This is a genomic window from Beutenbergia cavernae DSM 12333 (genome assembly GCF_000023105.1).
In the GTDB taxonomy this organism is placed as follows: Bacteria; Actinomycetota; Actinomycetes; order Actinomycetales; family Beutenbergiaceae; genus Beutenbergia; species Beutenbergia cavernae.
In genome coordinates this window covers 500,999-522,294 of record NC_012669.1, presented here as the reverse complement: position 1 = coordinate 522,294, position 21,296 = coordinate 500,999, and the positions used below count along the sequence as shown (strand labels likewise).

Here is a 21,296-nt window from a genome sequence, read left to right as displayed (position 1 = left end):
TCACAACAACGACGTCACACAATTCCGGGTCCCTCGAGCAGCACGTTCGGCCCACGGACGGCGTTCGTGCGCGAGGATCGGGCCATGAGCACGGAACTCGACGAACGACCCGACGTCCTCGGCTCGGAGTGGGTGGCGCGGACGCTGCCGCTGGCACCGGACGAGGCGGACCCGGAGGGCGAGCTCGTGGCGACGCTGGTACGGAAGGCCGGGCCGCCGTCGTCGTCCACCGCGGTGCTCTACGTGCACGGCTTCACCGACTACTTCTTCCAGGACCACCACGCGCGCGCCTGGGCGGGGCACGGCATCGACTTCTACGCGCTCGACCTGCGGCGGTACGGACGCTCGCTGCGCGCCCACCACGCGGCCGGCGACGTGCGCGACCTCCGCGCCTACGACGAGGAGATCTCCGCGGCGATCTCGGTGCTCCGAGCGGAGCGCGGGCACGAACGGGTCATCCTGCTCGGCCACTCGACGGGCGGCCTCATCCTCAGCCTGTACGCGCACGCCCACCCGCGGGCGGCCGACGCCCTCGTGCTGAACAGCCCGTGGTTCGACCTCAACGAGGCGGCGCTGCGGCGCATGATCGCGACGCCGCTGGCCGAGAGCATCTCGCGGCTCGATCCGACTCGGCGCGTGGGCAAGCTGGGCGGGGCCTACGGGCGCTCGCTACACACCAGCACGGGCGGCTCGTGGGAGTACGACCTTGCCTGGAAGCCGATCGAGGGCTTCCCGGTGCGGGCGGGGTGGCTGCGCGCGATCCGCCGCGCTCAGGCTCGGGTCGCGCGCGGCCTCGACGTCCGGATCCCGGTACTCGTGTGCTCGTCCACCCGTTCGGGCGGCGTCGCGGGCCGGCCGGCCACTCCCGAGGAGCTCGCCTCGACCGACACCGTCCTCGACGTGCAGCACATGTGGCGCGGCGCGCAGGGCCTCGGGGACGACGTCACGATCGTCGCCGTCCCCGGTGGCCTGCACGACCTCACGCTCTCGGCGCCGCGCGCCCGCGCGGACTTCGAGCGCGCGGTCTTCACGTGGTTGAGCGCGCGCCTGCCGTGACGCCGTCGGCGTCGTCCACCGCGTCCGCCGTCTCGTCCGCAGTCTGGTCCGCGGTCTCGTCCACCGCGACCGCAGCGCCGAGCGCCGTCGCCGCGGCCGTCTCGACGGCGACGTCCTCCTCGGCCGCCTCCGCGACGGCCGCCTTGAGGTCGACCGTGTCGCGCAGGTGCGTGCCGCGCATGAAGAGCGCCGCCACCAGGCCGACGAGGGCCAGCCCGGCACCGATGAGGAACAGCAGCCCGATCGAGTCGCCGTAGGCGGACCGGATGATGTCGGCGACGGCGTCCGGGAGCTCGCTGAGATCGAGGCTCCCGCCTCCGTCACCGCCCGGGGCCACGGGGATCCCGGCGTCCGTGAGCCGGGTCGCCGTCAGCGACGAGACGTGCGACGCGAACACCGCGCCGAGCACCTGGACGCCCATCGCACCACCGAGCGAGCGGAAGAACGTGATGCTCGACGTCGCCGCGCCCATGTCGGACAGCGGCACCGTGTTCTGCACGGCGAGCACGAGGTTCTGCATGCTGGCGCCCAGGCCGATGCCGGCGACGAGCATGAACACGCCGATCAGCCACAGGGACGTGCCGTACTGGATCGAGCCCAGGAGGCCCATCCCGGCGGTGAACGTGACGAGTCCCCAGACGACAAACGGCTTCCAGCGCCCGATCTGCGTGACGAAGCGCCCCGAGACGGTCGAGGAGACCAGCAGGCCGAGCATCATCGGGATCGTCAGCAGGCCGGCCTCGGTGGGCGAGTACCCGCGGGCGATCTGGAAGTACTGGCCGAGGAAGACGCTCGCGCCGAACATCCCGACACCGACGGCGATCGACGCGACGATCGCGAGCGTCGTCGTCCGCTCCCTGAGGATCCAGAGCGGCACGATCGGCTCTGCCACGCGCGACTCCACCCAGATGAACAGGCCGAACAGGGCGAGGGCACCGGGCACCATGACGGCGGTCTGCCAGGAGATCCAGTCGTAGGAGTGGGTCGGGCCGGCGAACGAGACCCAGAGCAGCAGCAGCGTGACGGCGGCCGAGATGAGCGTGGCGCCGAGCCAGTCGACCTTCACCTCGGTGCGGGACGGCGGCGGCACGTGCAGGCGCCGGGCCAGCACGACCATGGCGATGAGGGCGAGCGGGATCGCGCTCCAGTAGCACCAGCGCCAGCCGAGCCAGCTGACGTCGACGATGAGGCCGCCCAGCAGCGGCCCGGAGACCGTCGCGAACGCCATGACGGCGCCCATGTAGCCGGCGTACCGGCCGCGCTGCCGCGGCGAGATGATCGTCGCGATGGTGATCTGCACGAGCGCCTGCAGCGCGCCGAGCCCGACGCCCTGGATCACGCGGAACCCGATGAGCATCCCCGCGCTCGTGGACAGACCGGACAGCAGGGAGCCGACGGCGAAGATCCCGATGCCGATGAGGAGCAGCTTCTTCTTGTCGTACAGGTCGGCGAGCTTGCCGAACAACGGCGTCACCGCCGTCGACGCCAGCAGCGTCGCGGTCACGACCCACGTGTACTGCTGCTGCGTGCCGTCGAGCTCGGCGATGATCACGGGCAGCGCGTTCGCGACGATCGTGCCCGAGAGCATCGCGACGAAGAGTGCGAGCAGCAGACCCACGAGCACGCGCAGGATCTGCTTGTGCTCGGCGTCGGAGTCCGTGTCGGTCGTTGGTGCGGTGCTTGCCGTGGTGGCGGTCATGCGGTGGCCTCCTGGTGGGTGTCGAGTGCGGCGGCCACGTCGCGCGCCATGTCCTGCAGGTCGGTGGTGATGTGCCGGAGCCGCTCGGCGTCCCAGCCGGGCAGCGCCTCGGCGAGGATGCGCGCCTGGTCGGCGCGGACGTCGGCGAGACTGGCGACGCCCTCGGCGCTGAGGCGGACGCGCCAGGCGCGGCCGTCGTCCGGGTCGGGCTCGCGCTCGAGCAGCCCGAGGCCCTCGAGCGCGGCGACCTGTCGGCTGACGACCGACGCGTCGAGGTGCATCCGGGACGCGAGCTCGCTCATGCGCGCGGGCGCCCAGCGGTCGACGGCGGTGAGCACCATGACCTGGCCCGTCGCCAGGCCGTGGGGTCGCTCCCGGTGCGCCGAGCCGGCGCGGTAGATGCGGATCATCCGACGCAGCGCGTCGACGAGGTCGCCGCACGCGGCGAGGCGTGCGGCCTCGGCAGGGTCGACGAGAGACAGGTCGCCGGCGGGCGATGCCGCGCCGCCCCTCGGCGGCTCGTCGGCCCGGGGCAGGGCAGCACGAAGCGCAGGAATCGTTTGCATGCTCCAAGCATAGCCCTGCATGCGTGGCGCACGCATGTGAGCGGGTGTGTGCTCGCTCACACCGGTGAGGACCCGACGCTCCCGCCCGACGCCACGTGTCGACGTCGGCAGCGCGACCCGCACGTCGGTGGCCGTGGCCGACGACGGCGGCGCGGACGGCCGACGTCGCCGCGGTCGGACGCGGGCATACTGGCGCGATGGCAGGCGTCGCCCCCGCACCCACGTTCACCACTCGTCCGGAGCTGCTGGGGACCACCGGCATGGTGGCGTCGACGCACTGGCTCGCGTCGGCGTCGGGCATGGCGGTCCTGGAGCGGGGCGGGAACGCGTTCGACGCCGCCGTCGCCGCCGGGCTCGTGCTGCACGTGGTCGAGCCGCACCTCAACGGCGTCGGGGGCGACATGCCGCTGATCGCGCACGACGCCTCCGCGTCCCGCACGTTCGTGCTGTGCGGGCAGGGGTCGGCGCCGGCGGGCGCGACGATCGAGGCGTACCGCGACCTCGGACTCGACCTCGTGCCCGGCACCAGCCACCTCGCCGCCGTCGTCCCCGGAGCCTTCGGCGCCTGGATGCACCTCCTCGGGCGGTACGGCACGCTGCCCCTGCGCGAGGTCGCGCAGTACGCGATCGGCTACGCCCGCGACGGCTTCCCGCTCGTGCCGCAGGCGGCGACGACGATCGAGGCCGTCGCCGACGTGTTCGCCGAGCACTGGACGGCCTCCGCCGAGATCTACCTCGGACGCGGACCCGGGCGGCGAGGCGCTCCGGCGCCCCGCAGCCGCTTCGCGAACCCGCTGCTCGCGGAGACGCTCGAACGCCTCGTCGCGGAGGGCGAGGCTGCCGGGGCGGGTGCCGCGGCGCAGGCCGAGGGAGCGCGGCGCGCGTTCTACTCGGGGTTCGTCGCGGAGGCCGTGGACGCGTTCGTGCGGACACCGGCGTGGGACGGCGTGGGGGGCGAGGACGCCCGGCACGCGGGCTTCCTCACGGCGGACGACCTCGACGCCTGGCGGCCCAGCGAGGAGGAGCCGGTCACGACGGCGTTCGGCGGCCTCGAGATCGCGAAGCCGGGGATGTGGAGCCAGGGTCCGGTGCTGCTCGCGCAGCTCGCGATGCTCGAGAGGGCCGGCGTCGCCGACCTCGCGCCCGGATCCCCGGAGCTGGTGCACCTCGCGGTCGAGGTCGCGAAGCTCGCGTTCGCGGACCGGGAGGCGTTCTACGGCGACTCGCTCGACGCCGACGCTCCCGACGCCGTCGTCTCCGCTCCTGCCCTGCTCGACCCGGCGTACCTGGCGGAACGGGTCGCGCTGCTCGGCGAGACGGCCGCCGACGGGCTGCGGCCGGGCTCGCCGGGCGGCCGGACGCCGCGGCTCGCGGAGCACGTGGTGCGTGCGATGGCCGACGGCGGTGCGTGGCCGGACGGGCTCACGACGCCGCGCGTCGGCGAGGGTGAGCCGACCGTGGCGCGCGGCGACACGTGCCACCTCGACGTCGTCGACCGGTGGGGGAACGTGGTGTCCGCGACGCCGTCCGGTGGGTGGCTGCAGAGCTCGCCGGCGGTGCCGGGGCTGGGCTTCGCCCTGCCGACGCGCGCGCAGATGTTCTGGCTCGAGCCCGGGCTGCCGGCCTCGCTGCGGCCAGGGCGCCGGCCGCGGACGACGCTCAGCCCGGGGATGGCGTTGCGCGACGGCCGGCCGGCGTTCGCGTTCGGGACGCCGGGCGGGGACCAGCAGGACCAGTGGCCGGTGCCGTTCCTCGTGCAGCACCTGCTGCACGGCGCGAACCTGCAGGCGGCGATCGACGCGCCGAGCTGGCACTCGACGCACGTGCCGTCGTCGTTCGCACCGCGGGAGGCCGAGCCGATGGGCGTCCGCGCAGAGCCGCGGCTCGGTGCGGCGGTGCTCGACGACCTGCGCGGGCGCGGCCACGTCGTCACCGAGGCCGGGCCGTGGGCGCTCGGGCGGATCAGCGCCGCCGGCATGCGTGAGGACGGCATGCTCGTCGCGGCGGCGAACCCGCGCGGGATGCAGGGCTACGCCGTCGGCCGCTGACGCCGGACCCGTCCTCCGAAGCCGCTCAGACGCTCCGGCTCGCGGCCGCGTAGCGCTCGGCGAGCCGCCCGCAGGCGTCGCGCAGCTCGTCCGGCCCCAGCACCTCGAACCCCACCTCGAGCCTGCCGAACCAGGCGGCGAGCCCGGCCCAGGACCACGAGCCCACCAGCACGCGGCACCGACCGGGGCCGAGGTCCTCGACGCTGCCGACGTCGCCCATCCACGGCGCGAGCGTCGCCGCGTCGAGGTGGACCACGGCCTCGCCGCGGCACGGCCACTCGCGCGCGGTGAGGCGCCGTCCGAGGAACGTCGCGACGTCCGGCGCCGGCAGGGTGCGGCGTGTGAAGTGCGGGCCGGTCGGCGTCCGCGGTGTGATGCGGTCGGCCCGGAACGTGCGCCAGGCGCGCCGGTCGAGGTCCCAGGCGACGAGGTACCACCGCCCGCTCCACGTCGCGACGTGGTGCGGCTCGACGCGCCGCGGCGGGCGGAACGTGGCGCCGTCGGCGTCCGTCAGCTGTTCCCCCGACCCACCGGCGTAGTCGAACCGGAGCACCTCCTGGGCGCGGACCGCGTCGCCGAGCGCCACGAGCACGTCCGGCGACACGGGCTCCACCCCGCCGTGCGGCTCCTCCGGGCGCAGGACGCTGACGTCGGCGAGGGAGTCGACCCTGGAGCGCAAGCGGGCCGGCATCACCTGACGGACGGTGGCGAGGGCGCGCTGCCCGGCGTCGTCGAGCCCGGCGACCGATGGTGCCGCCGTGACCAGGGCGATCGTCAGGGCGACCGCCTGCTCGTCGTCCAGCAGGAGCGGCGGCATCTGCTGCCCGGCGGCGAGGCGGTAGCCACCGTGCGGTCCCTTGGTCGCGACCACCGGGTACCCGAGCTCGCGCAGGCGGTCGACGTCGCGACGCACGGTGCGGGGCGTGACGGCGAGTCGCTCGGCGAGCGTCGCGCCCGGCCAGTCCCGCCGCGCCTGGAGCAGCGACAGGAGCCGGAGAAGTCGTCCCGGGGTGTCCGTCATGCGCGCCATCGTCGCACCAGCACCGGACGGTTCCGGTCCGCTACTGGCGCGTTCGGGCTCGCGTGCCCGCCAGCCTGGTCCGCCCTCGACGCCGAGTGCGTGGGTTCTCACGCGAACCGCGGTGCGCCGGCGAGAGGGATCCCGCACTCGGCGCAGGGGAGGCGGGGCGGGAGCGAGGGCGAGGCGGGGCGGGGCGGGGCCGGGCGGGGCGAGGCGGGGCGGGGCCGGGCGGGGCGAGTCGAGGGGCGTGCTGGCCCGCGCCAGAGGGGCGTCGCGGGCCGCCGGTCGACGCCGGGTGGGTAGCCTCTCCCGCGTGAGTGTGCCGCCGCCCGTGCCCCCGCCCCCGGGGCAGCCGCACGAGCGCGACGTCCCCACGCCGCCGCGCGGCACCCCCCGCCCGGGCGCACCGGGCCACCCGCAGCCCGCCGGACGCCCCGTCGCCGGCCCGCCGCCGCCCGCCGGAAGCCCTGTTCCCGGTCCGCCGCCGCCCGCCGGAAGCCCTGTTCCCGGTCCGCCGCCGCCCGCCGGTGTCCCGGTCCCGCTGCCGCCGCCACCGGGCGTCACGGCGTCCGGCCCTGGGGTCCCGGGCCACGGCGCACCGCCGCCGCAGACGCCCCGGCCCACGCCGGAGGAGGACGCTCCGGCGTCCCCCGGATCGCCGCCGCCGGCCGGCGCCGCCGATCAGGCGCCGGTTCCGGAGGGCGCGGGGCAGATCCTGCGCGACGGCCTCGACGTCCTCCGCGACGCCGGTCGGCTGCTCGCCCGCCACTGGGCCCCGCTCGTCGCGCTCGCCGCGCTCGCCGTGATCGGGCGGCACCTCGTGCTCAACCTCGCGGTCCTGACGGCGCCGGTCAACAACGTGCTCGGCCTGCTCGTGTTCTCGCTGGTGCCGCTCGTCTGGCTGATCGCCGTCGTCGGCATGCTGCTCGTGCTCCGACGCCCTGACCGCGGGAGCACCGACGACGACGGCGCCCGCCGCCGCGTGCGCCGCACGACCGGCCTCGTGCTGGCCTCGCTCGGCAGCGTCATGGTCCCGTTCCTGCTCGTCTACGAGTACACCGGGTCGCTCAGCGACGACCGCGGTCGCTACTTCTTGACCTCGCTCCAGACCCAGATGGGCAACGCGTTCGACGAGAACCTCGAGCTCGACCCGACCTTCGACGCGACGGCGGACATCCCCGACCCCACGTCCCTCGTGGTGCTCGGCACGATCGCCGCGGCGCTGCTCGTCCGGTTCGTCGGCGGGCGGATCCTGCGCTCCCGCGATCCGGAGGACGACGGCGGCGGCTGGACGTGGCTGCGCCTGGTCATCGGCTACTCCGAGGTCGTGTGGATGGTCCTCGGCGCCGTCGCCATCGTCGAGGTCACCAGGAACGCCCAGGGCTGGTGGCGGGAGCGCAGCGCCGCCGTCGAGCTCGCCGCCTGGTGGGAGGGCGTGGTCGCCGACCTGCCCCACCTCGGCGCGTTCGCCGACGCCGCCTTCGCCGTCGCGGCTGCGGCCGTCGGCGGGGCGATCGTCGGCGTCGGCGTGCCGCTGGCGTGGCTCACGATCGGCACGATCGTGTACGGCGTGCGCGCGGAACGGGTCGTCGACGACCCGACGGCGCTCGCGCGCGGCCGCCTCGGGCGGCTCACCGCGCGCGTGACCGACCGGGTGGGCGCCGAGCGGATCCGTCGGGCGTGGGCGTCGATGCTCCATCCGGAGAGCCGGTTCGGCGGACTGACCGGTGGCCTGGGGCTCGTGCTCGCGGCCGGCTGGCTGCCCGCCCTGCTGTTCTGCGCGGCGTTCCTCCTCGCGCAACAGGCGGACTACGTCATCTGGTGGTTGGCCGGCGTGGCGCTCCCGACGGCGGTGCGCACGGACTGGATCGCGCTCTACCCGGCCATCGCTGCGGTGGCGGTCGTGGTGTCACAGGTGCTCTCCATCGCCCTGCTGGCCAGCGCGGCGGACGCGCTGCTCCGTCGCTTCGGGGCACGCAGCGCCCTCCGGCTACCCGAGCGCATGCCGTCCGCCGCCCCCACGGCAGCCGAGGCCCCGGCCCCGCACTACGCGTCGACGTCGAACGCCCAGTAGCGCGGGAGCGTGTCGAACTGGGAGTAGATGCGGACCTGGACCGGCTCCGCGTCGGCGGGGAGCAGGAAGTCCACGATCTGCGTCGGGCCGTCCTCCTCGTCGTAGCCGCAGTAGAAGCTCCACGAGGCGACGTCCGCGGCGGGCGCCTGGTCCGACCGCGTGAACACGCGCCCGTCCGCTGTCAGCAGCTCCAGGTCGCACGCCGACGCCTCCTCGCCCTGCGCCACGACCTCCGTCTCGACCCGCCACAGCTGGGTGCCCGCCGGCGCCTGCCAGATCTCGAAGCCGGTGTCGATGCTCGCGAGCCGCTCGAACGAGCTCAGCCGGAAGGCGACGTCGCCGATCGTCGCCACGCCGTCGTCGTCCGGCACGACAGCCGTGCGCGGCTGCGCGTCCCACCACCTCCGCGCGTCCGACCAGCCGACCGTCACCACCATCGCGCCCACGGCGAGCAAAGCCGTCACCACGAGCGCGACGGTGCGGCCGGGGCCGCGGTTCCGGCCGTACGCGAGATCCACGCTCATCGCTCCCCCACCGGCAGGAACTCGCCCTCGACGGGCTCGAGCGGGGCGGCGTCGTCCACCTCGACGCGACCGAGGGGGATCTCCGCGATCCACATCGGGATGTCGACCTCGCCGGAGGGCAGCGCGCGGAGCAGGAGGTCGCCGTCGAGCGCACCGGTCGGCACCTCGAACACGATCTCCGTGCGGAAGAACTCGTCCGGCTGGGCCGTGCGGGTCATGACGTCCACGCGGTCGGACTCGCTGAACGTGCGGCCCTGAGCGTCCCGGAGCTCGAAGCCCGACGGCAGCACGGGCGTGTCGATCCCGGCGTAGGAGAGCGTGACGCCGACCCACGCGCCGCCGGAGTCCAGCTCCATCGGGCCGTCGAACTCCTCGTACGTCAGCAGGCGCGCGGCGCGCGCACCCGTGACGTGGACGACGAGCGGGTAGGCGGTCACGTCCTCGCCGACGGCGCCCGTGGCCGCCCGCGGCTGCGCGGGCGGGTGGGTGCTCCGTTGGTTGTGCAGCCAGCCGGTGAACGTCACCAGCACCGCGAGCAGGACGACGACGCCGCGGCGCGCCCAGCGACGTCTGCTCACGTGTCCTCCTCCTCCGGAGGGTCGATGACCTGCGGCGGGAGGTCGTCGTCCCGCTCCAGCGTCACGAGCGCGACGGGCTGCGGGCGCAGCCAGTCCCACGCTCCCAGGAGCTCCGAGTCGACGTACACGAGGGAGTCCATCCGGACCGTCACCTCGTCACCGATCGCGTCGGCATCCGGGATCGGCCACAGCATCAGCACGTCCTCGGGCAGGTTCGGCTGCAACGTCACGTACGTGGAGCCGTCGCGCACGAGCATGTCGGTGGGCCGACCGTCCGGCGCGACCTCCTCGCCGTCCAGCAAGGGGGTGAAGGACGAGTCGCTCACAACCCTCGGCTCCGTCCACGTGTTCTCGATGTGCGCCCGCACGCCGAGCCAGGCCTCGGCGCCCTCCTGGCTCTCGAGGGCTGACGTCGCGACCTGGTCCGTCACGAAGAACGACTCCACCCGGGCCGTGTACGGGCCGAGCTCCATGACCGTGCCGGGCTCGACCTCCGGCACGTCCACGAGCTCGACGGGAGCGAACCCTCCGGTCGCGCCGACGGCCGCGATCCCCGCGATCGCTGTGATGAGGACGACGCGGGCGGGCAGCGGCCGCAGCACCGAGCGCGCGCTCTGCGAGTAGCGCGCGGACGCCGCCCGGGCAGCACCGCGCCGGCGCCCGCCCTCCTTCCCGCGGTCGCGCGAGCGCCGCTGCTGCGGCTCCGGCGCCGGCCCAGCTGCCGACTCCGGCGCCGGCGCGTGCGCCGCGTCGTCCGGCGGCTCGGGCGTCCCTTCCACGGGCGCCAGGGTAGAGGGTGCACGGCTGCACCGGGCGCCGGGCACGTCGCGCGCTCACCCTTCGCGTGGGCGTTCCCCCGCCCAGGGGACGCGCAACCACCCCGTCGTAGGTGACGATGGACCCGTGCCGCGCCACGCCTCACCCAGCCCCGAGACCACCGGAACCCACCCGACCGAGTCGCCGGGCGCCGTCGTCGACCCCACCGGTGCGCCGGCCGCGGCCGGCGACGCGCTGCACTCCCCCGGTCCGGTCGGCGACGCGATCGTCACGGCCCGCGACCTCGTCAAGGTGTACGGCGCCGGGTCGACGGCGGTGCACGCGCTGCGCGGCGTCGACGTCGACTTCGCGCGCGGCGCGCTGACGGCGATCATGGGCCCGTCCGGGTCCGGGAAGTCGACGCTCATGCACTGCCTCGCCGGGCTGGACACGGCGACGTCCGGCACAGTCACCGTGGATGGCCAGCGCGTGAGCGACATGTCGCAGCGGCAGCTCACCGCGCTGCGCCGCACGCACATCGGGTTCGTGTTCCAGGCGTACAACCTCGTCCCGACCCTCACCGCCGCCGAGAACATCACCCTGCCGATGGACATCGCCCGGGCGGGCGTCGACCGCGAGCGGTTCGACGCCGTCGTCGACGCCGTCGACCTGCGCGACCGGCTCGATCATCGCCCGAGCGAGCTCTCCGGCGGCCAGCAGCAGCGCGTCGCCGTCGCCCGCGCGCTCGTGGCGCGCCCCGCCGTCGTCTTCGCCGACGAGCCGACCGGCAACCTCGACTCCCGCAGCGCCGGCGACCTGCTGGAGTACCTGCGACGCAGCGTCGACGACCTCGGCCAGACGATGGTCATGGTCACGCACGACCCGCGCTCCGCCGCGTTCGCCGACCGGGTGCTCTTCCTCGCCGACGGCCGCATCGTCGGGGAGCTGGAGCAGCCCACGCAGACCGGGATCCTCGACGCGCTCGGCGAGCTCACGCCCGAGACCGAGCGCTGATGCGCCGCGTCGCGTGGCGCGAGGTCCGCGAGCACCTCGGCCGCTTCGGGCTCTCCGTGCTCGCCGTGCTGCTCGGCGTCGCGTTCGTGACCGGCACGTTCTCGTTGCGCGCCATGCTCTCGGCGACGTTCTCGTCCATCGTCCAGAGCACGATCCAGGGCGACGCGTATCTGCGGGGTCCCGCCGTGGCCGACTCCGACGACGCCGGCGGCTTCGATCCCGCGGACGGACCGCCGGAGGGCGGCTCCTCCGGCGCGATGTTCGGGGGCGGCGGACGCGCGCTCGTCCCGCTCACGCTGGCGGACGACGCCGCGGCGATCGACGGCGTCGCGCAAGCGGTGCCCGACGTCTCCGGTCCACTCGTGCTCGTCGGCGCCGACGGCGAGGCCGTGATCAACGGGCAGGCGCCGTCGATCGGCGTCGCGCTGGCGGACGACGACCCGGGCGTGACGATCGTCGAGGGACGCGCGCCCCGCGCCGCCGACGAGGTCGCGCTCGAGACGGGCGCGCTCGCGGCGTCCGGGCTCGCCGTCGGGGACGCGACGCAGGTCGTGCTCGGCGACTCGGTGCGCGAGGTGACGGTGGTCGGCGAGGCGAGCCTCGGCACGCCGGCCGCCGGGGCCACGCTCACGTTCCTGGACCTCGACACCGCGACGGCCGCCTACGCTCCCGAGGGACTCGTGGGCTCGGTGGCGATCTACGCCGAGGACGGCGTCGCCCTCGACGACCTGCTCGCCGCGCTCGAGCCGCTCGCCACCGACGACGTCGAGGTGGCCTCCGGCGACGAGCTGCGCGAGGAGGCGAACGCCCAGGTCCAGTCGATCCTCGGTTTCCTCGGCACGTTCCTCCTCGTGTTCGCGGGGATCTCGCTCTTCGTGGGCGCCTTCATCGTGGCCAACGCGTTCGCCATGTCGGTGCGGCAGCGGCAGCGCGACTTCGCCCTGCTGCGGGCGCTGGGCGCCTCGCCCGGCCAGGTGTTCGGCGTCGTCCTCGTGCAGGCGGCCGTGGTGGGACTCGTGGGCTCGGCGGTCGGCGCCGTGGCCGGGTACGGGCTCGTGCACGTGGTGCGCGCCGGCCTGCGGTCCGTGTTCGGGCTGACGCTCTCCGGGGAGATCCCGCTGTCCGCGGCGACCATCGCCGCGTGCGTCGTCGCCGGCACGCTCGTGAGCGTGGTCGCGGCGGCGATCCCCGCACGCCGCGCGGCGCTGACCGCACCCGTCGAGGCCATGCGGGACGACGTCGTCGTCACGGAACGGTCGCTGCTGCTGCGGGCGATCGTCGGGACCGTGCTGCTCGTGCTGGGCGCCGCGGGCGTGGTGGCGGCGGTCCGTGACGCGGACGCGGCCCTGCCCGGAGGCCGCGGCCTGTGGCTCGGGGTCGGGGCGGGCGCGGCGCTGCTCGGGACGATCGCCATCGCCCCCGTGATCGCGCGGGCGTGCGCCCGGGTGCTGGCACTGCCCTTCCTGCCGATCAAGCCGCTCGGCGCTCTCGCGCGCGGCAACGTGACGCGCAACCCGCGCCGGACGGCGTCGACGGCGAGCGCGCTGCTCATCGGGATGGCGCTCGTCGCGGCGTGCGCGGTGATCGCCGCCTCGGCGCAGGCGTCGACGCGGTCGATCGTGACGACGGAGGTCGCCGCCGACCTCATGGTGCGGTCCGCGACGGGGGTGGTCCCGGCCGACGCCGTGGCCGCCGTCGAGGGGGTGCCCGGCGTCGGGACGGCCGACGCCGTGCGGTTCGGCGAGGGCCGGACGGAGGGTCCCGAGGGCGGCTCGGAGACCGCCACCCTCGGCGGGATCGACGCCGAGGGCGTGCAGCGGGCGTTCACTCTCGACGTCCGCTCCGGGTCGCTCGACGCGCTGGCTGACGGCGAGGTCGCCGTGCAGCAGCGCGTCGCCGTCGAGCAGGGCTGGGCGGTGGGGGACTCGATCGAGCTGACCGGCGACGGCGGCGCGAGGCTGACGACGTCGATCGGCGCCGTCATCGACTCGCAGGTCGTGGCCGTGGACGTGCTGCTGGCGGACGAGCAGTTCGACGAGATCATGCGGCAGCCGCAGGTCGCGGCGGTGCTCGTGGACGCGGCACCGGGGACCTCGGTGGCCGACCTCGGCGACGCGTTGGACACCGCGCTCGAACCGTTCGTCGTGGTCTCCGCCCTCGACGCCGACGAGCTGACGTCGCTGCTCGGCGACATGGTCGACCAGGCCCTCGCGATCCTGTACGCCCTGCTCGCGCTGTCGGTGATCATCGCCGTGCTCGGGATCGTCAACACGCTCGCGCTCTCCGTGGTCGAGCGGACTCGCGAGATCGGGCTGCTGCGTGCCGTCGGGCTCGGGCGGCTGCAGCTCGGAGCGACGATCACCATCGAGTCGATCCTCATCGCGGTGTTCGGCACGTTCGTGGGCGTGGCGGTCGGGGTCGCCTTGGCGGCCGCGCTGCCGTCGGTCTACGCCGACCAGGGGCTGTCCGTGCTCGCCGTGCCCTGGGACCGGATCGGGCTCATCCTCGCGCTCGCCGTGGTGGTGGGGCTGGTGGCGGCGGTCGGCCCGGCCGTGCGCGCCTCGCGCCTGCCCGTGCTCGAGGCCATCTCCACCGAGTAGCCCTTCGCGAGAGGTTCGTGGCCCCTTCGCGAGAGGTTCGTGGCCCCACCGCGAGAGGTTCGTGGCCCGACCGCGAGAGGTCCGTGGCCCCACCGCGAGAGGTCCGTGGCCCGACCGCGAGAGGTTCGTGGCCCCTTCGCGAGAGGTCCGTGGCCCCACCGCGAGAGGTTTGTGGCCCCACCCCCGGGGTCGCTGCGCCCTTACGTCTCTGACCCGCTGGCCGGGTCACTGCCGTAGGTTCCGCACACCTCACCCAATGCCGCCCCGCTTCCCGCGATCGCGCCCGCGAGATTTCGCCCCGGACGGCACGAGTTTCACCCCGCACCGCCCCCGAGGTCCGGCGCGCGCGCGGTTAGCGTGACGAGGTGGCCGACGTGCGCGAGGACGACACCCGCGAGCAGGACGTCCTCGACGACCTGCTCACGGACGACGACGCTGCGCGCCCTGCTCGGGGACGTCGCACCGGGCGCCGCATCGTCGGCTGGTCCATCGCCGCGCTCCTGGTCGCCGTCGTCGCCGCCGCGGCCCTGCTCGCGCTCGACGCCCTCCGCGCCCGCGACGCCCTCGCCGAGGCCGTCCCGCTGGTCCAGGCCGCCGAGCAGCAGCTCGAGGCCGACCCGACGGCCGACGTCGACCTCGCCCACCTCCAGGACCTCACGACCACCGCGCGCACCAGCACCGACGGCCCGCTCTGGTGGCTCGCCGCACGGCTCCCCGGCCTCGGTGCGGACGTCCACGCCGTGAGCGTGAGCGCCGACGCCGTCGACGTCGTGACCCACGACGTGCTGCCGCCGCTGCTCGCAGCCCGCGACGGCGTCGACCTCGCCGCCCTGCGACCCGTGGACGGTCGCGTCGACCTCGCCCCGATCCAGGCCGCTGCACCGCTGGTGCGCGAGGCGAGCGACGCGCTCGCCGGCGTCGTCGCCGACGTGGCCGCGCTCGACCCCGCCGAGCTGCGCGGCGCCGTCGCCGGACCGGTCGAGTCGCTGCAGGCCGGCCTCGCCACGCTGGACGAGCAGCTCACGAGCGCCCGAGCCGTCACCACCGTCCTTCCCCCGCTGCTCGGTGCCGACGGCGAGCAGCGGTACCTCGTGCTGTTCCTCACCAACTCCGAGCTGCGCTCCGCGGGCGGGATCCCCGGTGCCCTGGCCGTTCTCACCGCCGACGACGGCCGGGTCGCGCTCACCGACCAGGTCTCCACCGCCGACGTCGGGCCGTTCGACGACCCGGTTCCGGGCCTCGCCCCGGAGGACGCGGAGATCTTCGGCGACCGCCCGGCCCGGTACATCCAGGACACGACGATGCTCCCCGACTTCCCGAGCGCGGCGTCCCTCGCGGCGACCATGTGGGAGGCGTCCGGCCGTGGCGCGGTGGACGGCGTCATCTCCGTGGACCCGGTGGCCCTGTCGTACGTCCTCACCTCGACCGGGCCGGTGGACGTGCCGGGCGGCCGGATCGACGCGGACGGCGCCGTCGACCTCCTCCTGAGCGGCGCGTACGCGATGTTCCCGGAGCCGGCGCAGCAGGACGAGTTCTTCGCCGGCGTCAGCGCCGCCGTGTTCGGCTCGGCGCTCGGCGGCGCGGTCGACCCGAGCCTGCTCGCGACGGCCGTCGAGCGGGCCGCGCAGGAGCACCGGATCAACGTCTGGAGCCGTGACGCGGACCTGCAGGCCGACCTCGTGGGCCTCGGCGTCGGCGGATCGCTCGCGGCCGAACCCGCCGCCTCCGGCGTCTTCCTCAACGACGGCACCGGCGCCAAACTCGACTACTACCTCGACGTCGAGACGACGAGCGTCGCCGCCTGCGCCGCCGACGCCGACGCCGTCACGCTCACGCGGACCGTCACGCTGACGTCGAGCGTGCCCGCCGACGTCGCGCAGCTGCCGTGGTACGTCCTCGGCTCCGCGGGTGCCGGCTCGCTCGAGCCCGGCGTGCTCCGCACGAACGTCGCGATCTACTCCCCCGCCGGCGGCTCGATCGATTCCATCGCGCGGGACGGCGTCGTCATCGGTGGAGACGTGCACGACGACGGCGCCGGCCGGCAGGTCACCGTCGTCACCGTGGAGCTGGCGCCGGGTGAGTCCACGACGCTGACCGTCACCACGAGCGGCGCGGCCGGCGCCGGCGGGACCTGGATGACACCGACGGCGCGCCACGGCGGCGACGCCGCCGTGGCCACCTGCGGGTGACCCTCCGCCTCACCCCGGGGTGAACTTCCCCGCGCGCGGGTGATTCCGGCCCGCAGCCCTCCCCCCGGCCCGAGCCCGCTGCCATGCTCGACGAGTCGCCGACGGCGATCGGGGTTCAAGGCGCGGTGGCTCGAGGGAGCGGCCGCCGGAAGGACAGGTCGAGGACATGCTCACGTCAGTCGGATCACCACATCCGAGCAAGCGCCGCCACTCGGTGCGGGCCCTGGCGGTCACGTGCCTTCTCGTGCCTGCCGCGCTGCTCGCCGCTCCAGCTCTCGGTGCGACAGCACCGCCGACGACGGAACCGCCGCCGTCGCCGTCGCCGGCCCCCACGAACACGGATGCGCCGACGCCGGAGCCCACGAACTACGAGCCGCCGCCGGAGCCGACGATGCTCCTCAACGTGCTCTCTCCGATCTGCGACGGCGACGCCCCGTACCTCGTGTACGACGTCGACGTCGAGAACACGGAGGGCTCGACGGCGACCATCACCTTCGTCAACCCGAGCGGCGGCAACGTCGTGTACACGGACCTCCCCCTGTCGGGGACGATCCTGTGGCCCGGCGCGGCTGTCGACGGCTCGGGCGCCCCGACGGACTGGCCTGGGTGGGCGTTCGTCGGCGGCGAGTGGGTCGAGGACTCCTCCGACGCGTGGCTGCGCAACCCGATCACGGTGACGATCGAGGTCAACCCGACGGCGAGCGCCACGGTCAGCTACCCGCCGGCGACGCCGAGCTGCTCGGCCAACCCGCCCGGACGCGAGGACCCGCCGCCGCCGTCGAGCGGCGAGGCACGCCTCCCGAACACCGGCACCGAGACCCTGACGTACGCCGGGATCGCCGGCGGGCTCGTGGTGCTCGGCGGGCTCACGGTCGCAGCGGTCAGGCGACGCGCCCACCAGGGCTGAGGGACCTGTCGGGCCGGCCCGCGCCAGATGCGCGGGCCGGCCCGGCGCCAGCTATCCCGTTGCGTGGCCCCGCGCTCGGCCACCACCCTGAGCGCGTGACGTCCGCCGCCCTCACCCCGCACCCGCCGGACCGCGCGCAGAGCTGGGCGACGGCGGACCCGGACATCCGCTCCTACGTGAGCGCCGCCGTCGGCCTGTTCACGGACGAGCTCGGCGACGGCGTAGCAGGGGTGGTCCTGCACGGGTCGCTCGCGGCCGGGTGCTTCTACCGCGCGAAGGCCGACCTGGACCTGCTCGTCGTCGTCGCGGACCCGATCGAGCCGACGAGCCGGGCACGCCTCTCGCGCGGGCTCGCACAGCTCGCCGGCACCCGCCCCATCCTCGGTGACCTCGAGGTGTCGGCGATCACGGCGGCTGCGGCCGCGACGTTCCGGCACCCGAGCCCGTACGAGCTGCACTACTCCGCGGCGTGGCGGGACGCCGTTCTCGAGGGGCGCGTGGACGTCGCCGCCCAGCAGGTCGACGGCGATCTGGCCGGGCACGTGGTGGTGTCGCGGGCACGCGGGGTCGCGCTGCTCGGACCGCCGCCCGTGGAGCTGTTCGGTGCCGTGCCGCTCGAGGCGTTCCGGGACTCCGTGGGCGCGGACCTCGCCTGGACCCTGTCCGACGACCACCTGCTGGAGTCCCCGTACTACGGCGTCCTCAACGTCGCTCGGACGCTCCGTGCGGACGCCGTCGGCATCGAGCGCGCGGTGGCCGAGGGAACCAGCAAGGAGGAGGGCGCCCTCTGGGCCCTGGCCAACCTGCCCGAGCCGCGGCGCGGCGTCGTCGCCCAGGCGCTCGCGTGCTACCGCTCGGGGCGGCCGGTGTCGGAGGCAGAGCGGCCGACCGACGGCCACGACTGGGACCCGGCGGCGCTGCGCGCGTTCCGCGACGACGCACGGGACGCGCTCGCCGGATGGGTCAGTCCGTAGCGCGGACCGGCGGCGTCGAGGGTCCGCTCCGTGGCGCTAGGGTGGACGCGCCAACGCCGGGGAGCTCGGGACAGCCGGGCTGAGAGGATGCGCCGCAGCCGCGAGGCGAGCGCGCGTCGACCCGTGAACCTGAACTGGGTAATGCCAGCGGAGGGACGCCGTGCGAGGAATCGTGCACTTCTCGGTCGACCGCCTACGGGCTCGTGGTCGGATGCCGTCGACCTTCCGCCGTCATGCCCGGTTCACTCCCGAAGGAAGTGAACCGTGCTCGTCGAGATCCACGTCTCCCCCCGCCCCAGCGGCACCCCGGAGCAGAAGTACGCCCACGTCGACGCCGCCATCGCGGTGATCGCCGCGTCCGGCCTCACGTACGAGGTCCACGCGCTCGGCACGGTGATCGAGGGACCGCCGGACCGCATCTGGTCGCTCGTGCGCGACGTCCACGAGGCCACGTTCGCCGCCGGCGCGGACAGCACCATGACCACGATCCGCCTGGCGCAGGGGAAGGACGACGCCGGCCCGACCATCGCGGACCTGGTCACGAAGTTCCGGGCGTGAGGAGGACGCGGCGGGTCCTGCTGCCGAGTCTCGTCCTGGCGGCGCTCGTGGCCGTCTGGGAGCTGGCGGTGCGGGCGGCGGAGCTCCCGCCGTTCGTGCTGCCGGCGCCGACGGCGGTGCTCGCCGCGGGCGTGCGCCTGCACGACGAGCTCGGCGCGCACCTCGCCACGACGCTGACCGAGGCCGGCCTCGGGCTGGCCGCCGGGGCGTTCGCGGGCGCCGGGATCGCCGTCGTCGTCGCCCTCGTGCCGGTGATCGGCGACGCCGTGCTGCCGCTGGTCGTGCTGACGCAGACCGTGCCGACCGTCGTCCTCGCCCCGCTGCTCATCCTGTGGGCGGGCTTCGGGATCGGCGGCAAGGTGGTGCTCGTCGCGCTGACGACGTTCTTCCCGGTCATGGTCGCCACCAGCTCGGCCATGGCCCGCGCGGACGCCGAGCTCGCCGACATGGTGCGCGGGCTCGGAGGCGGGCGCCGCGACGAGCTGGCCCTCGTGCGCCTGCCCGCCGCCCTGCCTGGCGCCCTCGCCGGCCTGCGGATCGCCGCGACGTACGCGATCGGGGCGGCCGTCGTCGCCGAGTACCTCGCCGGTGCCAGCGGCATCGGCGTCTTCATCCAGCACTCCCGCAAGGCGTACGCCGTCGACCAGATCCTCGTCGGCGTGCTGCTCGTGGGTCTCGTGACGGGCGCCCTCGTGCTCGCCGTCGACGCGCTGTCCCGCCGCCTCGTGCCGTGGCAGCGCCCAGACCTCTCGTGAAAGGACTCGCCATCATGACGCTCACCCATCCTGGGCGCGCCCACCGGGTCGCCCGCCGGTCCCGGGCCGTGCCGGCCGCCGTCGTCGCCCTCGCGCTGTGCGCCACGCTCGCCGCGTGCGGCGGAATCGGAGGCGGAGCGAGCGCCGACGGCGAGGCGCAGCGCCTGCGCCTCGTGCTCGACTGGACGCCGAACACCAACCACTCCGGCATCTACCTCGCCGCCGAGCGCGGCTGGTACACCGACGCGGGCCTCGACGTCGAGATCGTCGAGCCCGGCGAGACGTCGGGGCTGCAGCTGGTGGCCGCGGGCCAGGCAGAGGTCGCCCTGTCGGTCGCCGAGTCCCTCGTCCCCGCCCGGGAGCAGGGGGCGGACGTCGTCTCGATCGCCGCCGTGATCCCGGAGAACACCTCGAGCCTCATCTCCCTGACCGCTGACGGGATCACCCGACCGGCGGACCTCGCGGGCCGGAGGTACGGCACGTACGGGTCGGCCCTGGAGGCGGCGCTCATCGAGCGCCTCGTGGCGTGCGACGGCGGCGACCCGGCCGCCGTCGAGATGACGCCGCTCGCGAGCGACGACTTCCGCATCGGCCTCACGCAGGACCAGTTCGACGTCGGCTGGGTCTTCGAGGGCTGGGACACGATCCGGCTGCGCGACGTCGACGGGCTCGACGTCACGACCATCCCGTTCGCCGACCACACCGACTGCATCCCGAACTGGTACACGCCTCTGGTGGCGACGTCCCAGGAGCTGGTCGACTCCGACCCGGAGCTGCTCCGCGCGTTCCTCGAGGCGACCGCACGCGGCTACGAGGCGGCGACGGCCGACCCGGAGGCGGCAGCGGACGCCCTGCTCGCGGCGGCGCCGGCGCTCGACGCCGAGCTGGTACGTCTCTCCGCGGCGTACCTGGCGCCGCGGTACTCCTCGACGCCCGAGCAGTGGGGCGCGCAGGACTCGGCCACGTGGGACGCGTTCGTGGAGTTCCTGGTGTCGGAGGGCCTCGCCGCGCCGGGCACCGACCCCGACGCCCTGTGGACCGACGAGCTGCTGCCCGATGCTTGAGCCGCTCCTCGCCGTGGGTGGCCTCGGCGTGCGGTTCGACGCCGTCGAGGCCGTGCGCGGTGCGACGTTCGACGTCGGGCACGGCGAGTTCGTCGCGGTGATCGGGCCGTCCGGGTGCGGCAAGTCGACGGTGCTGCGGGCGCTCGCGGGACTGCTTCCCGCGGGTGCCCGGTTCGACGGCGCCATCGACGTCCCGCACGAGGGCGGAAGGCCCGACGTCGCGTGGTTGCCGCAGCGGGACGCGCTCCTGCCGTGGCGCCGAGCCTGGGCGAACGCACTCGTCGGGGCGCGGATCGCCGGCGTGCCGGACGCCGAGACGCGCGCCGCCGAGCTGTTCGACCGGTTCGGGCTCGCGGGGTTCGAGCGGGCGTGGCCGCACGAGCTCTCGGGCGGGATGCGCCAACGGCTCGCCCTCCTCCGGACGGTCCTCGCCGGACGCCGCGTGCTGCTCCTCGACGAGCCGTTCGGCGCGCTGGACGCCCTCACCCGGCGGTCGATGAACGACTGGCTGGCCGGGCTCCACCTCGCCGGTCACGCGGACGACGGCGGAGCCTCCGGCGTGGGTCGACTCGCCGTCGGTCCGGGGTCGTCTCGGCTCGGCGCGGCCACCGCCGACGGCGCCGCCGCCGCCGGCGCCGTCGTCCTCGTCACGCACGACGTCGACGAGGCGCTGCGCCTCGCCGACCGGGTGCTCGTGATGAGCGCCCGTCCCGGGCGGATCGTGCGCGAGGTGGCGGTCCCAGGCAGCGCCGTGAGCCGCGACGACGCCCACCCCGAGTTGCGGACGGAGCTTCTCGCTGCCCTTGATCACGATTCAGACCCCAGCGGTCGATTCAGACCCTCCGGAGCCCCTGAATCGACCGCTCGGGTCTGAATCGCGCACGGACCGCGTCCGATCAAGGATTCCGCCGCC

General features: G+C 74.9%; 18 protein-coding genes. 12 read left to right on the top strand and 6 right to left on the bottom strand.

The genetic code is table 11. The features are described from left to right. Positions 1-84: 84 nt before the first annotated feature. The gene (locus tag BCAV_RS02355) at positions 85-1,056 is read left to right on the top strand and encodes an alpha/beta hydrolase (RefSeq protein WP_012725510.1); all 972 of its coding nucleotides are present in this window, start codon (positions 85-87) and stop codon (positions 1,054-1,056) included. Here the strand turns inward: BCAV_RS02355 and BCAV_RS02350 are convergent. Together BCAV_RS02350 and BCAV_RS22440 are read right to left on the bottom strand one after the other, a co-directional pair. Further along, on the bottom strand, positions 1,028-2,755 hold the full coding sequence (locus BCAV_RS02350) for an MDR family MFS transporter (protein WP_012725509.1): 1,728 nt from the start codon (positions 2,753-2,755) through the stop codon (positions 1,028-1,030). The genes BCAV_RS02355 and BCAV_RS02350 overlap by 29 nt on opposite strands. Continuing rightward, positions 2,752-3,321: a MarR family winged helix-turn-helix transcriptional regulator gene (locus BCAV_RS22440; protein ID WP_187292841.1), complete on the bottom strand. Its 570-nt coding sequence runs from the start codon at positions 3,319-3,321 to the stop codon at positions 2,752-2,754. The genes BCAV_RS02350 and BCAV_RS22440 overlap by 4 nt, the downstream gene beginning before the upstream one ends. Positions 3,322-3,518: 197 nt before the next feature. On the opposite strand from BCAV_RS22440, the gene BCAV_RS02340 reads away from it, so the two are divergent. After that, positions 3,519-5,369 (top strand): gamma-glutamyltransferase family protein, encoded by a 1,851-nt coding sequence (locus BCAV_RS02340; protein ID WP_012725507.1) that lies wholly within the window; start codon positions 3,519-3,521, stop codon positions 5,367-5,369. 25 nt (positions 5,370-5,394) lie between these two features. On the opposite strand, the gene BCAV_RS02335 is transcribed toward BCAV_RS02340, so the two are convergent. After that, positions 5,395-6,390 (bottom strand): helix-turn-helix transcriptional regulator, encoded by a 996-nt coding sequence (locus BCAV_RS02335; RefSeq protein WP_144016688.1) that lies wholly within the window; start codon positions 6,388-6,390, stop codon positions 5,395-5,397. 313 nt (positions 6,391-6,703) lie between these two features. Between BCAV_RS02335 and BCAV_RS02325 the strand changes: the two genes are divergently transcribed. Beyond that, on the top strand, positions 6,704-8,464 hold the full coding sequence (locus tag BCAV_RS02325; RefSeq protein ID WP_144016687.1) for a hypothetical protein: 1,761 nt from the start codon (positions 6,704-6,706) through the stop codon (positions 8,462-8,464). Here the strand turns inward: BCAV_RS02325 and BCAV_RS02320 are convergent. Genes BCAV_RS02320 through BCAV_RS02310 form a run of 3 tightly spaced genes read right to left on the bottom strand, consistent with a single transcriptional unit; the run spans position 8,437 to position 10,345 of the window. Further along, positions 8,437-8,988 carry a hypothetical protein gene (locus BCAV_RS02320; protein ID WP_012725504.1) on the bottom strand — a complete coding sequence of 184 codons (552 nt, stop codon included), beginning with the start codon at positions 8,986-8,988 and terminating at the stop codon, positions 8,437-8,439. The two genes, BCAV_RS02325 and BCAV_RS02320, sit on opposite strands and share 28 nt — an antisense overlap. After that, entirely contained in the window at positions 8,985-9,566 is a 582-nt protein-coding gene (locus BCAV_RS02315; protein ID WP_012725503.1) for a DUF4352 domain-containing protein, read from the bottom strand. The genes BCAV_RS02320 and BCAV_RS02315 overlap by 4 nt, the downstream gene beginning before the upstream one ends. Beyond that, positions 9,563-10,345: a hypothetical protein gene (locus BCAV_RS02310; RefSeq protein WP_012725502.1), complete on the bottom strand. Its 783-nt coding sequence runs from the start codon at positions 10,343-10,345 to the stop codon at positions 9,563-9,565. The genes BCAV_RS02315 and BCAV_RS02310 overlap by 4 nt, the downstream gene beginning before the upstream one ends. A gap of 124 nt (positions 10,346-10,469) precedes the next feature. Here BCAV_RS02310 and BCAV_RS02305 point away from each other — a divergent pair, with 124 nt between their 5' ends. The 9 genes from BCAV_RS02305 (at position 10,470) to BCAV_RS23265 (ending at position 21,257) form a co-directional block, all read left to right on the top strand. Continuing rightward, on the top strand, positions 10,470-11,336 hold the full coding sequence (locus tag BCAV_RS02305) for an ABC transporter ATP-binding protein (RefSeq protein ID WP_012725501.1): 867 nt from the start codon (positions 10,470-10,472) through the stop codon (positions 11,334-11,336). Further along, complete coding sequence (locus tag BCAV_RS02300) at positions 11,336-13,936, top strand: ABC transporter permease (protein WP_012725500.1); 2,601 nt, start codon at positions 11,336-11,338, stop codon at positions 13,934-13,936. Before BCAV_RS02305 ends, BCAV_RS02300 begins: the two co-directional genes overlap by 1 nt. Before the next feature lie 365 nt (positions 13,937-14,301). Further along, positions 14,302-16,125, top strand: coding sequence for a DUF4012 domain-containing protein (locus BCAV_RS02295; protein ID WP_050761570.1), 1,824 nt, complete (start codon positions 14,302-14,304; stop codon positions 16,123-16,125). Positions 16,126-16,291: 166 nt separating this feature from the next. Next, positions 16,292-17,032, top strand: a complete 741-nt coding sequence (locus BCAV_RS02290; protein ID WP_050761567.1) for an LPXTG cell wall anchor domain-containing protein — start codon at positions 16,292-16,294, stop codon at positions 17,030-17,032. A 95-nt stretch (positions 17,033-17,127) separates the two neighbouring features. Beyond that, positions 17,128-18,006, top strand: a complete 879-nt coding sequence (locus tag BCAV_RS02285) for an aminoglycoside adenylyltransferase domain-containing protein (protein ID WP_012725497.1) — start codon at positions 17,128-17,130, stop codon at positions 18,004-18,006. 264 nt (positions 18,007-18,270) lie between these two features. After that, on the top strand, positions 18,271-18,564 hold the full coding sequence (locus BCAV_RS02280) for a thiamine-binding protein (RefSeq protein ID WP_012725496.1): 294 nt from the start codon (positions 18,271-18,273) through the stop codon (positions 18,562-18,564). Then, positions 18,561-19,319, top strand: a complete 759-nt coding sequence (locus tag BCAV_RS02275) for an ABC transporter permease (RefSeq protein WP_012725495.1) — start codon at positions 18,561-18,563, stop codon at positions 19,317-19,319. Before BCAV_RS02280 ends, BCAV_RS02275 begins: the two co-directional genes overlap by 4 nt. A gap of 14 nt (positions 19,320-19,333) precedes the next feature. Continuing rightward, positions 19,334-20,383: an ABC transporter substrate-binding protein gene (locus BCAV_RS02270; protein WP_012725494.1), complete on the top strand. Its 1,050-nt coding sequence runs from the start codon at positions 19,334-19,336 to the stop codon at positions 20,381-20,383. After that, positions 20,376-21,257 carry an ABC transporter ATP-binding protein gene (locus BCAV_RS23265; RefSeq protein WP_012725493.1) on the top strand — a complete coding sequence of 294 codons (882 nt, stop codon included), beginning with the start codon at positions 20,376-20,378 and terminating at the stop codon, positions 21,255-21,257. The genes BCAV_RS02270 and BCAV_RS23265 overlap by 8 nt, the downstream gene beginning before the upstream one ends. Positions 21,258-21,296: the final 39 nt, after the last annotated feature.

Coding starts and splice junctions, on each gene's coding strand:
- BCAV_RS02290 (WP_050761567.1), top strand. CDS start 16,292: ATGCTCACGTCAGTCGGATCACCACATCCGAGCAAGCGCCGCCACTCG.
- BCAV_RS22440 (WP_187292841.1), bottom strand. CDS start 3,321: ATGCAAACGATTCCTGCGCTTCGTGCTGCCCTGCCCCGGGCCGACGAG.
- BCAV_RS02340 (WP_012725507.1), top strand. CDS start 3,519: ATGGCAGGCGTCGCCCCCGCACCCACGTTCACCACTCGTCCGGAGCTG.
- BCAV_RS02300 (WP_012725500.1), top strand. CDS start 11,336: ATGCGCCGCGTCGCGTGGCGCGAGGTCCGCGAGCACCTCGGCCGCTTC.
- BCAV_RS02270 (WP_012725494.1), top strand. CDS start 19,334: ATGACGCTCACCCATCCTGGGCGCGCCCACCGGGTCGCCCGCCGGTCC.
- BCAV_RS02350 (WP_012725509.1), bottom strand. CDS start 2,755: ATGACCGCCACCACGGCAAGCACCGCACCAACGACCGACACGGACTCC.
- BCAV_RS02335 (WP_144016688.1), bottom strand. CDS start 6,390: ATGACGGACACCCCGGGACGACTTCTCCGGCTCCTGTCGCTGCTCCAG.
- BCAV_RS23265 (WP_012725493.1), top strand. CDS start 20,376: ATGCTTGAGCCGCTCCTCGCCGTGGGTGGCCTCGGCGTGCGGTTCGAC.
- BCAV_RS02320 (WP_012725504.1), bottom strand. CDS start 8,988: ATGAGCGTGGATCTCGCGTACGGCCGGAACCGCGGCCCCGGCCGCACC.
- BCAV_RS02355 (WP_012725510.1), top strand. CDS start 85: ATGAGCACGGAACTCGACGAACGACCCGACGTCCTCGGCTCGGAGTGG.